The sequence below is a fragment of the Dyella sp. genome, assembly GCF_036568765.1.
Classification (GTDB): Bacteria; Pseudomonadota; Gammaproteobacteria; order Xanthomonadales; family Rhodanobacteraceae; genus GSA-30.
Genome location: NZ_DATCRY010000038.1, coordinates 20743 through 31783, shown reverse-complemented (window position 1 = coordinate 31783; position 11041 = coordinate 20743). Strand labels below are relative to the sequence as shown.

Here is an 11041-nt window from a genome sequence, read left to right as displayed (position 1 = left end):
GTCTAACGCCGCGGCGCCGGTCAGGTGTAGCGCCTTTGTGAAAGGGCGTTGGATGGGCGTCCGACAGGTTTTCAGGACGAAAAATCGTCGTCGATAAAGTAAAGCGGGCGTTGCTTGCTCTCGGCATAGTTTCGGCCCAGGTATTCGCCGATGACGCCCAGCGCAAGCAGTTGCACGCCGCCCAGGAACAGCACGACCAACATCAGGGTGGGATAGCCGCGCACTGGGTCTCCATAGAGCAGGGCCTTGCCCAGTACCCAGATGCCATAGGCAAAGGCCAGTACGGAGGAGCACAGACCCACCCAGGTCGCCAGTCGTAGCGGCGCGGTGGAAAACGAGGTGATGCCCTCGATGGCCAGTTGCATCAGTCGCCAGTAGTTCCATTTGGTATGGCCGGCTTGTCGCGGTTCGCGTTGATAGCGAACCGAAGCCTGGCGATAGCCGATCCAGGCGAACAGCCCCTTCATGAAACGCTGTCGTTCGCGCAATTGTCGCAGCGCATCCAGAGCGCGACGCGACAACAGGCGAAAATCGCCGGTATCGCGTGGGATGGGCGTATCGGAGAGACGCTCCATGCTGCGATAGAAGGCTGCGGCCGTCAGGCGCTTCAGGCGGGTTTCGCCTGCCCGTTCCGTGCGGGTGGCATAGACCACGTCATGACCGGCTTGCCACTGGGCCACGAGCTCCGGGATCAACTCAGGCGGATCCTGCAGATCGGCATCGATCAGGATCACCGCATCGGCATCGGCGCGATCCAGGCCGGCGGTGACGGCGGCCTCCTTACCGAAATTGCGCGACAGGCGCAGTCCGCTTACCCGCAGTCCATGACCACCGAGCCGCTTGATCAGCTCCCAGGTACCGTCGGAGCTGCCGTCATCGACATACAGCACCGCGCAATCCAGTGGCAGGCCGGTTAGCGCCGCGCTCAGGCGTGCATGGAAAGCTTCCAGCACGGATGATTCGTTAAAGGCGGGGACGACGACGGTCAGCTTCTGCATGGATCGATTCAGTCGGTAGGTTATCGGCAGGCATCTTACAGAGGCGTGGTGCGACTCAGCGTCCGCGCCCGAGGTAACCCGGGCCGCCCAACTGGTTCATCTGTTGCTGGATCCAACTGGCTCGGCGCAATACGTAAGCGCTAGGGCGATCGGCGTGCAGGCGCCGTGGACTGGGCAGCACGGCGGCAAGCCTCGCTGCCTGCGCAGGACTCAGGCGCCCAGGCGGCATGCCGAAATAGGATTCTGCCGCGGCACCGACGCCATAGATGCCATCGCCGAGTTCGGCAATGTTCATATAGACCTCAAGGATGCGTCGCTTAGACCAGGTCAGTTCGATCAGCACGGTGAAATAAGCTTCCAGCCCTTTGCGCACGAAGCTGCGGCCGTTCCATAGAAACAGGTTCTTCGCGGTTTGCTGGCTGATCGTGCTGGCGCCGCGAAGGCGTTTACCTTCGTCGGCATCGTCGATGGCGTCCTGGATGGCATCGACGTCGAAACCGTGGTGAAAGGGAAACTTTTGGTCCTCGCCCGCGACCATCGCCAGAGGCACAAAAGGCGAGACGTTTTCCCAAGGCACCCAATGATGATGCAGGCGGAAATCGCGTTCGCCGTGGATGAGTGCGCTCACGCGCCGTTCCATCATGACCGCCGAGGTCCAGGGCGGTACGAAGCGCAGTACCAGCACCACCAGCCAGCTCAGTGCCAGCCATGCGACGAGCAGCAGCCCCAGGAAACGCAGGATTCGAAAAAACAGCGAGCGAGGTTTGGTCATGACAACGCAGGTTTGGAGATACCCGCAGTATATAAGGCTCTCGCATGGCGCTGAGACCGTCATCGGCAGAGGTTGCGTCCGGTGCCGCTTGGCCCCATCTTGTTCGACTTGGCCGATGATGGCCGTCGATATGTCTCTCCAGAGGTTCGGACGTGGAAACCGTATTGCCAGAAGATGTCCTGCATCGATTCCTGCTCGAGAGCGCTGGCGTGCGCGGGGTGCTGGTGCGCCTCGGCCCGGCCTGGCGCGAGGTGGCCGGGCGCGCAGCGTATCCCGAGGCGGTTCGCGACCTGCTTGGACAGGCCTTGGCGGCCAGTGCGCTGCTGACCGGCAATATCAAGCTCGAGGGCTCCCTGTCGATCGAGCTGAAGAGCGCCGGTGCCTTGCGTCTGCTGTTCGCCGAATGCACCGATCAAGGGCGCCTTCGCGGCCTGGCGCGTTGGCACGACCCGTTGCCGGAGCCCTTGGCAGTCGCCGAGCTCCCCCAGTCGGTCATGGCCATCACCATTGGCCATGCCGAGCGCGGTCAGCGTTACCAGGGTTTGGTCGATCTGCACTATCCCAGCGTCGGCGAGGCGCTGGAGAATTACTTCCAGCAGTCGGAGCAGTTGCCGGCCAAGATCCTGCTTGCCGCCGATGGCGAGCGCGCCGTCGGCCTGATGGTGCAACGCTTGCCCGGTGAAGGTGGCCATGACGCGTCGACCGACGAAGATGGCTGGAATCGCATCGAGCACCTGACTGCGACGTTGGGCGTCGACGAAATGCTCGGCACATCGCCGGAGCAGTTGCTGTACCGGCTGTACCATGAGGAGTCGATACGCCTGTTCGAGCCGCGTCCGTTGGCTTTCGGTTGCAGCTGCACTCGCGAGCGCGTGGAATCGATGCTGCGTTCGCTCGGGCGCGAAGAGGTCGAGGCGGCCTTGGAGGCGCGCGAAGGCGAGATCGAAGTGATCTGCGAATTCTGTGCGCAGCGCTACATCTTCGATCGCATCGATGCAGAGCACCTGCTGAGCGCCAGCCACAACGCCGCCGCATCGACCACCGCCCAGTAAGGGTGCCGGGCCAGTTGTAAGAGGAGAGGCTTTTCTCTCTTTACGCCTGACAGCGCCGCAGGCACGACCTCACAGGCGACACAGTCGCCGACCTCGCCCCTCACGGCAAAGCCACATGCCTTTCCCGCTCCAGCCAGACTTCGGCTGGACGCGGCGTGGCGAACAGGAAGCCCTGTCCATAGCGGCAGCCCACGCGCAGCAAGGCCTGACGCTGGGGCTCTTCCTCGATGCCCTCGGCGATCACCTGCATCTGCAGCGAATCGGCCAGGACCTGGATCGCGCGCACGACGGCCAGGCCGTTGCTGCTTTCGCGCGGGATCTCGGTGATGAAGGAGCGGTCGATCTTCAAGGTATCGATCGGGTACTGATGCAGGTAACTCAGGGACGAATAGCCCGTGCCGAAATCGTCCAGCGCGATACCGACGCCTTGTCCACGCAGGTGCGAGAGGATGCGTTTGACCTGCGTCGGATTCTCCAGCAGGGCGCGCTCGGTCACTTCGATCCGTAATGAATGCGGCGGCAGCCGATGCGACGCCAGCAGATCGAGCAGGCGCTTGTCGAGGTCGGGCGATCGGAAGTGTCGGCCGGAGACATTGATGCTGACGAAGCCTTCGCCGCCCACCAGCGCATGAACCTGGGCACAGGCTTGTTCGAAGATCTGCCAGTCGATGCTTTCCGCGCAGCCGCTCTCCTCGGCGATCGCCAGGAAGTCGCTGGGTGTGAGCAAGCCGCGCTCGGGATGACGCCAGCGCAGCAAGGCTTCGTAGCCGACGGTGCGACCGGTCTCCAGCGCGACGATGGGTTGGTAGAACGGGACGAACTCGTTGCGCGCAAGGCCGCGACGCAGGTCGCCTTCCATTTCCAGAAGCGATAGCGCTTCGCGGCGCAGGCGATCGTCGAAGATCGCGGCGCGGTGCCGTCCTTCGTCCTTGGCACGATACATCGCCGCGTCGGCGTCGCGCAGCAATTCCTCCGGTCGCTGATAGTGCGGGCCGGGCAGGGCAATGCCGATCGAAGCGGAGGTGAAGATTTCCTTCGCGCCGAGACGGAAGGGGGCCTGCAGTTCGTCGATAATGCGCTCGGCGATCAGCGAAGCCATGCGGATGTCGGTGATGCCTTCGGCCAGCACGGCAAACTCGTCGCCTCCCAGGCGCGCGACGACGTCGCGGGTCTTCAGGCAGGCACGGATGCGGCCGCCGACCTGGAACAGCAGGTCGTCGCCGACCAGATGTCCGACCGAATCGTTGATCACCTTGAAACGGTCCAGATCGATGAACAGCACCGCGAACAGTTCCTGCGGATTGCTGTGGTAGCGCTGCAGGGCCTGTTCGAGGCGTTGCAGTAGTAGCGTACGGTTCGGTAGGCCGGTCAGCGAATCGTGCAGGGTTTCATATTTGAGGCGGCGCTCGACACGTTCGCGTTCGGCAATCTGCTCGCGCAGGTCGCGGTTGGCCAGGGCCAACGCACGCGTGCGTTCGGTGACCCGGCGCTCCAGACTGGCGTAGGCCTGCTTGAGCGACTCGGTAGTGTGCTTGCGCTGCAAGGCGTTGGCGACGTGGTAGCCCACGAAGGTCAGCAACTCCTGGTCGCGCTCGTCGTAGGTGTGCTCCGGGGAATAACTCTGCACCGCCAGCACGCCCATCGCACGCTCGCCCCAGATCAGCGGTACGCCCAGCCAGCAGACCGAGCGCGCACCGAACTGCCCGATTTCACCGACCTGGCATAGCCGGTCGATTTCCTGCGGGTCGGCAAGCAGCGGCTTGGCGTGGCGCAGAACGTATTCGGTTGCGCCGCGGCCATGAGCGCGCGGCAGGCGCACGCTGTCCAGTTCGTCGACCGAATAGGGGAAGGTCAGCTGCTTGTTCTCGTCATCGAGCAGAGCGATGTAGAAGTTGCGTGCATAGAGCAGTCCGCCGATCACGCGATGGACCGCGGCATAGAAGTTATCCAGGCTCTCGGTCGCGTTGGCCAGTTCGGCGATGCGAAACAGCGCTGCTTGCAGGCGTTCGCCGCGCTGGCGCTGCAGCACCTGCTGACGCAGCACACGATTGGCTTCGCGCAACGCGGCAGTGCGGCTGGTGACCCTGCGTTCGAGTTCGGCATGTGCCTCGCGACGTTCCAGCGCCGTCTGCACGTGCTGGGCGACGTAGCTCAGCAACTCGCGGTCGTGCTGGGTGTAGTGCGTGTCTTCGCGATAGCTTTGCATCACGATGCCGCCGACGACATGGCCCTCGCGCAGCAATGGGACGCCGAGCCAGTGCTCGCAATTCGGGCCGACCGGACGCAAGTGCTCGCCGAGCTGATGGGTCAGTTCCTCGATCGAGCCCATGATCGGCTGTCCTCCCTGCAACAGATGCCAGGTCAAGCTGTGCCGCATCTCCTGCAAGGGCAAGTTCTGCTCCGGTGCGGGCGGATCCTTGTCGACGGTATCGACGTAGTACGGAAAACGGACATTTCCCGTGGCCGCGTCGTACAGCACGATGTAGAAGTTTTCCGCATACATCAGGCTGCCGAGGATGGCATGCAGCGAGCGCATCATCTCGGTCATATTGTGTTCGGCACCGGCTTGCTCGGCGATCGCGTACAAGGCGCGTTGCAGGCGTTCGGCCAGGGCCAGGCGCGAGATGGCTTCGTACAGCCGGGAAGTCTCGGCCAACTGGCGCAGGCGCGCCGAGGCCAGCCTGCCCAGCCAGGCCAACTGGTCGTGCAGGTACTGCGACGGGGGCAGCATCTGCGGCTCCAGAATCAGCACCAGGGTGCGCGGCCCCTGCGGATCGTCCGCCAGTTCGACGCGATAGATCGCCGGATCGGGCATGGCATCGCTCAGCGGCTGCCAGTGAAGGCGGCCAGGGATGCCCAGGTCTTTCATAACGGTGTCGCAGATCTCGAATACATTGGCCGCGTCCGCCGCCCTGAACAGGCGTTCGGCCGCCGTACGCAGCACGGCACTGCCCTCTTCGGAAAGGGGAGTGAGCGCAGTGCTGGTTGGCGCGGAGTTCATGGTTCGCGGCCGGCTTCGAGGTAGGGCTGTGTGGGCAACTTTATAACTTCTCGATTCAGCTTTGTGGTCCGCGATCTATCGGCCTGGAACGCGTGAAACTAAAGCCGGTCCAAGGGTCTGTCGAGAGCCAGCCGGATAACGCTAAGTGGTTTTGCTGAAAGGGAAAAAAAATTCCAAGGGACAGCCATGAGGCGGTTGTTATTAAAAAGTAAAATATGTTAGACTGAATTCGTAAGATCCCTCGGGGGAGGGGTCGGTCAATGGACCTCATGTAACGTCATGCGTCGTCTTCTGCTCTCATTGCCAGTTTTGCTGATGCCGCTCGCCGCGGCAGGGCAGACTGTCGCCAGTGATTCGCAGACGCGACAGCTGCAATCCGACCAGTTCCCAGCCGTCACGTCACCGACCAATAACGGTTTCGACGCCGCCAGCGGTGCTGCCCAGCAGGGTGCGGCACCCCTGGTTCTGCGTCCGGATGTCAGGACCAAGACGGTCGACACGCAGTACGGTCTTGGCCCCAACTTACAGGCGCATGCCTCGGTCAGCGAACATTCCTGGCTCAATGGCGCGGCGCCACGCGTGGTGGGTAGCGAAGTGGGGGCCACGTACAATGTGGACCGCTACAGCGTCGGTTTGAGTGTCAGTGCCAACAGCACGCCGAACAGCGCCACCCTGCCGCGTCTGCTGCCGGGCGGTGCGCTCGGTAACGTCAGTGGGCTGGCCAGTTTCGACAGCAGCGCTCAGCTCAATGCACGCGGCCGTGTCGCGCTGGACAGCAAGAGCGGCATCGACGTGGGGGCCAGTGTGGGCCGTGTACGCCTGTTGCCGGGCAATCTGCTCGGTATCAATACCCTGGATCAGAAAGCGTTGAGCTTCGGCATCGATCGCGGTCCCCTGAGCGGCGCCATTGTCGGTCGTTCGCTGCAACCGCAGGCCGGTGTGCCGGGTGCCTACAATCCGGACCGCCGTTGGAACAGCATCGATCTGGGTGTTACCTGGCGACTGCCCTGGCAGGGCGAGTTGAGCATCGGCGCACAGAATGTCTGGTCGTCGGGTAGCGGCGTAAATACACCCGTCGGCCCCGAACCGGATCAGTCGCGTACGCCGTATGTGCAGTATCATCAGGATTTGTAAGGTCGCTCACTGGCGTTCGCTGTGAGATCGGCCGCTGCGCGGCCCGCGAAGAGTAGGGAAAAAAGCCGGCTGCATGACCGGCTTTCGTTTTGTGCGGTTTCCCTTTTCAGCGAGCGACCTTACTCTCCGCGTTTGATCCGCAGATCGCCGCTGAAGGTCTCGATCGTCATCTTGCCCGCGCCACTGCCTGCGGTTGCATTCAGTTCGCTGCCAGGACCGTTGTCGTTCTTTTTCGGCGTGCCGAAATCGCTGCGTAGGTCGCCGCTGAAGCTGGTGGCATGGATAACCGCCGACAGATTGGCCGGCACCTGCAATTGCACGTCGCCGCTCATGCTGTCGACACTATAGGTGCCGTTACCTGCGAGGCCGCCGCCGAGCTGTACATCGCCGGAGACCGTGCTCAGGCTGAGCTTGCGCCAGGGACCGCCGGTGACACGCACGCGGCCGGAGACTGTCTGCAATTCGGCGTCGTCGCCGACACTTGGTGCCAGGATGTCGCCGGAGACCGTTTGCAAGTCCACGCGTTGTGCTCGCCCGGCCAATTCAATGCTTCCGCTGACAGTATGTGCTTCGATCGAGGGCGTGCGGGCGTTGACGCGTACCTTGCCGCTGACGCTGTTGACCTTGATCGCACCGCCATCGATGCCGTCGATGCTCATCGGTGCACTGACGACCTCGACTTCCAGCGATGCCCCCTTGGGAACGCGAAGGTCGAGCGTGCTCGGTTCCATCGAGGTATCGCTGCCCCAGTTGAACCAGCCTGCCTTGCCGCTCTTGGGCTCTACCCGGATCGAGAGGTCATTGTCGCTGCCCTCGATCTCCAACGGCTTGGCTCCATCGCCGAGTCTGCCGGTGACCTGTACCTCATTGCGATCCCACGCCGTGACGGTAAGTGCGCCCTTGACGTTGGTTACTTCGATATGGGCGTTTGGAGCGGCGTTGCGGTTGAGATTGACCGGCGTATCGGCCAGTGCCTGGCCGACGGCCACGCAGAGCAGCAGGGGGACGTAGCGAATGGTTTTCATAAGTGACTCCTGCAAGCTCAGCCGGCCTGATTTTCCATGTAGCGCAATTGCGATTGTTGACGTTCGGTACGTTCCAGCAGGCGTTGCAAAGCTACCGAATCCGGCGCTTGCTTGAGCGCCTGGCGCAATTCCATCTGCGCTGCGTCCAATTCGATCGCCGCGCCGGCCAATCGTGGGTCGGTCGGCTTCCAGCGCCCCTGCCTGGGTGTCAGCGTGGGCGATACCGACGACGTGCTTGCCAGCGGCGTCGCAACTTGCCGCATGGACGATTGGTGCAGATGAAGCGACACCCCGCCGGCCAGGATCGCCGCGCCGGCAAAGCTGGCGGCCAGCAACCAAGTACGCCTCCGACGCCGCGCCGGTTGCGCCGCAACTTCCTGCTGCGCGGCATCGAGTGCCGCATCGATCTGCGTCCACAAGTCGCGTTGCGGAGCGACCGGTTGGCGCAGAGCGCGCATCTGACGGTGCCATTCCAATTCGTTCATGAGCTTTCTCCCAACGCTTTGCGCAACAAGCCGCGCGCGCGATGCAATTGTGCTTTGGACGAGCCGATCGCCATGCCCAGTTCCTCGCCGATTTCTTCATGCCGCCAACCTTCCACATCGTGCAGCACCAGAACGGCGCGCGCGCGTGGTGGCAGTTTGGCGATCGCCCGTTCCAGTTCGTCGCGTTCGGCAGCGCAGAACGGCGTTTCGCCGCGGTCGGGCAGGTTGTCCTCGTCCATCATGTGCACCGGATCCGCGCCGCGTGAGCGGATGTCCATCAAGGCCACGTTCACAGCCAGGCGATACAACCATGTACCGAAGGCGCTTTCATGACGGAACCCGGCAAGCTTTTGCCAGCAACGCACGAAGGCTTCCTGCGTCAGATCTTCGGCACGTGCATGGTCGTATCCGGCCAGGCGATAGATGGCGCCGTAGATCCGGTCGACGTGCTGACGGTAAAGCCTTTGAAAAGCGAGGCGATCGCCTGCAGCGGCGGCCTGCACGTCGTCCGAATCGCCGACGTCCACGACCGGCGTGGGCGGCGGGGCATTTCCGGATGTAGGGCTGGCAGCGATCATCTTGCTAGCTTGGATGCAGCCAATGAGGGCAGGGTTTAGACGAGGATGAAAGAAACGGGCAGCCAAGCTGCCCGTTCGGATACACCATGCACGAGCGACCTCGGCCTCGTCCAGGGCCGGGAGGCATGTCACTGGCCTTAGGAGGCAATCGCGTGGCGGGTGCGCGCCGGCGTGTCCTCCAGGGCCTGGGCGACACGCTGTTGCTCGGCGCGCAAACGGGGCGGTAGGCGTGCGCCGAAGCTCTGCAGATAATCTCCGATCGCTGCCAGTTCCGCCTGCCAGCCAGCGCGGTCGATATCCAGCAACATATCGAGCGTTCCGGCAGGCAGATCCAGCCCGTCGGTGCGCAGCTCGCCATCGGCCGGCACGGTACCTACCGGTGATTCGCGGCCTACGGCGCGTCCTTCGATGCGGTCGATCATCCATTCCAGAACGCGCAGGTTCTCGCCGTAGCCAGGCCAGAGGAAACGTCCTTGCGCGTCTTTGCGAAACCAATTGACGTGGAAAATCTTTGGTAGCTGCGCACCGTTGCCATCGAATGACAGCCAGTGGCTGAAGTAATCGCCGTAGTGATAGCCGCAGAAGGGCTTCATCGCCATCGAATCGCGCCGTAGCACGCCGACAGCTCCGGTTGCCGCCGCCGTGGTTTCCGATCCCATCGCCGCGCCCATGAGCACACCGTGCGTCCAATCGTTAGCCTCCATGACCAGCGGCAGGAGCGATGGCCGGCGACCGCCGAACACGATGGCACTGATCGGCACGCCCTGCGCGTCCTCGGCCTTGGGCGACCAGGTCGGGCATTGTTTAGCGCTGACGGTGAAACGTGCATTGGGATGCGCCGCTGGACCGTTGGCTGCATCGTAGGAGCGGCCTTGCCAGTCGATGGCCGGCGTGCCTGGCAGACCTTCCCACCATGGTTGGTTATCGGCGGTAAGGGCGACATTGGTGAAGATGGTGTCGTGCGCGATCGTCGCTAGCGCATTCGGGTTGCTGTCCTGGCTGGTGCCTGGCGCGACGCCGAAAAAGCCTGCTTCCGGGTTGATGGCATAGAGCCGGCCATCGCTACCTGGGCGCATCCAGCAGATGTCGTCGCCTATGGTCCACACTTTCCAGCCATCGCGGCGGTAGCCCTCGGGCGGGATCAGCATGGCGAGGTTGGTCTTGCCGCAAGCCGAAGGGAAGGCTGCGGCAATGTAATGCGTTTTTCCCTGTGGGTTCTGGATGCCGACGATCAGCATGTGTTCGGCCAGCCAGCCTTCGTCGCGTGCCTGCCAACTAGCGATGCGCAGTGCATGGCATTTTTTGCCGAGCAATGCATTTCCGCCATAGCCCGACCCATAGGATTTGATCGTCAACTCTTCCGGGAAATGCATGATAAAGCGGCGTTCGGGATCGAGTTCGCCGGTGGAATGCAGACCTCGGACGAAGCGGCCTTCGCGTTCGATGCGTGCCTGCGCAGCCGCGCCCATGCGGGTCATCGCGCGCATATTGGCCACTACGTAAGGACTGTCGGTGATCTCGACGCCGCAGCGTGCCAATGGCGAATCGATCGGCCCCATGCAATAGGGAATGACGTACATCGTGCGTCCCTGCATGCAGCCATCGAATAGTGCGTCCATCTTGGCGTGTGCGGTTGCCGGTGCCATCCAGTGGTTATTCGGGCCTGCCGCGACCTCATCGCGCGTGCATACGAACGTCAGGTGCTCTACGCGGGCGACATCGGAAGGGTGGGAGCGATGAAGATAGCAACCCGGGTGGGTCGCCTGGTTGAGTTCCAGCAGGTCGCCGCTGGTCAGCATGGCCTCGACCAGACCGCGGTATTCGGCATCGGAGCCATCGCACCAATGAACCTGTGCAGGACGGGTCAGGGCGGCAGTTTCATCGACCCAGCGTCGCAACGCTTCCAGTGAGCTAGCCATCGAAATCCTCTCTGGTCTTGCGTTAAAAGATAGCGGAAACGCTAATTTACGCGCACTGGCATTGCAAGGCGCGTTGC

At 62.8% G+C, this 11041-nt stretch carries 9 protein-coding genes; 2 read left to right on the top strand and 7 right to left on the bottom strand.

Annotated elements, in window-relative coordinates; all coding sequences use genetic code 11:
- Positions 1-71 precede the first annotated feature (71 nt).
- The gene (locus VIM98_RS03365; protein WP_331991679.1) at positions 72-998 is read right to left on the bottom strand and encodes a glycosyltransferase family 2 protein; all 927 of its coding nucleotides are present in this window, start codon (positions 996-998) and stop codon (positions 72-74) included.
- Positions 999-1053: 55 nt separating this feature from the next.
- Complete coding sequence (gene mtgA / locus VIM98_RS03360; RefSeq protein ID WP_331991678.1) at positions 1054-1770, bottom strand: monofunctional biosynthetic peptidoglycan transglycosylase; 717 nt, start codon at positions 1768-1770, stop codon at positions 1054-1056.
- A gap of 152 nt (positions 1771-1922) precedes the next feature.
- On the opposite strand from mtgA, the gene VIM98_RS03355 reads away from it, so the two are divergent.
- Positions 1923-2822 (top strand): Hsp33 family molecular chaperone HslO, encoded by a 900-nt coding sequence (locus tag VIM98_RS03355; RefSeq protein WP_331991677.1) that lies wholly within the window; start codon positions 1923-1925, stop codon positions 2820-2822.
- Between the two features lie 100 nt (positions 2823-2922).
- On the opposite strand, the gene VIM98_RS03350 is transcribed toward VIM98_RS03355, so the two are convergent.
- Positions 2923-5823, bottom strand: a complete 2901-nt coding sequence (locus VIM98_RS03350) for a bifunctional diguanylate cyclase/phosphodiesterase (RefSeq protein WP_331991676.1) — start codon at positions 5821-5823, stop codon at positions 2923-2925.
- Between the two features lie 279 nt (positions 5824-6102).
- Between VIM98_RS03350 and VIM98_RS03345 the strand changes: the two genes are divergently transcribed.
- Positions 6103-6957 (top strand): hypothetical protein, encoded by an 855-nt coding sequence (locus VIM98_RS03345; RefSeq protein ID WP_331991675.1) that lies wholly within the window; start codon positions 6103-6105, stop codon positions 6955-6957.
- 119 nt (positions 6958-7076) lie between these two features.
- Here VIM98_RS03345 and VIM98_RS03340 read toward each other — a convergent pair whose 3' ends face one another.
- The 4 genes from VIM98_RS03340 to VIM98_RS03325 all read right to left on the bottom strand — a co-directional run bounded on the left by VIM98_RS03340 (position 7077) and on the right by VIM98_RS03325 (position 10964).
- The gene (locus VIM98_RS03340) at positions 7077-7982 is read right to left on the bottom strand and encodes a DUF4097 family beta strand repeat-containing protein (protein ID WP_331991674.1); all 906 of its coding nucleotides are present in this window, start codon (positions 7980-7982) and stop codon (positions 7077-7079) included.
- Between the two features lie 17 nt (positions 7983-7999).
- A complete protein-coding gene (locus tag VIM98_RS03335) occupies positions 8000-8467 on the bottom strand; it encodes a hypothetical protein (protein WP_331991673.1) in 468 nt (155 codons plus the stop codon).
- Positions 8464-9045 carry an RNA polymerase sigma factor gene (locus VIM98_RS03330; RefSeq protein ID WP_331991672.1) on the bottom strand — a complete coding sequence of 194 codons (582 nt, stop codon included), beginning with the start codon at positions 9043-9045 and terminating at the stop codon, positions 8464-8466. Before VIM98_RS03330 ends, VIM98_RS03335 begins: the two co-directional genes overlap by 4 nt.
- 137 nt (positions 9046-9182) lie before the next feature.
- On the bottom strand, positions 9183-10964 hold the full coding sequence (locus VIM98_RS03325; protein ID WP_331991671.1) for a phosphoenolpyruvate carboxykinase (GTP): 1782 nt from the start codon (positions 10962-10964) through the stop codon (positions 9183-9185).
- Between the last annotated feature and the right edge of the window lie 77 nt (positions 10965-11041).

What these genes read in the sequence shown, in the direction of transcription:
- VIM98_RS03365 (WP_331991679.1), bottom strand. Translation starts at nt 998, where the DNA reads ATGCAGAAGCTGACCGTCGTCGTCCCCGCCTTTAACGAATCATCCGTG.
- mtgA (WP_331991678.1), bottom strand. Translation starts at nt 1,770, where the DNA reads ATGACCAAACCTCGCTCGCTGTTTTTTCGAATCCTGCGTTTCCTGGGG.
- VIM98_RS03350 (WP_331991676.1), bottom strand. Translation starts at nt 5,823, where the DNA reads ATGAACTCCGCGCCAACCAGCACTGCGCTCACTCCCCTTTCCGAAGAG.
- VIM98_RS03345 (WP_331991675.1), top strand. Translation starts at nt 6,103, where the DNA reads ATGCGTCGTCTTCTGCTCTCATTGCCAGTTTTGCTGATGCCGCTCGCC.
- VIM98_RS03340 (WP_331991674.1), bottom strand. Translation starts at nt 7,982, where the DNA reads ATGAAAACCATTCGCTACGTCCCCCTGCTGCTCTGCGTGGCCGTCGGC.
- VIM98_RS03335 (WP_331991673.1), bottom strand. Translation starts at nt 8,467, where the DNA reads ATGAACGAATTGGAATGGCACCGTCAGATGCGCGCTCTGCGCCAACCG.
- VIM98_RS03330 (WP_331991672.1), bottom strand. Translation starts at nt 9,045, where the DNA reads ATGATCGCTGCCAGCCCTACATCCGGAAATGCCCCGCCGCCCACGCCG.
- VIM98_RS03325 (WP_331991671.1), bottom strand. Translation starts at nt 10,964, where the DNA reads ATGGCTAGCTCACTGGAAGCGTTGCGACGCTGGGTCGATGAAACTGCC.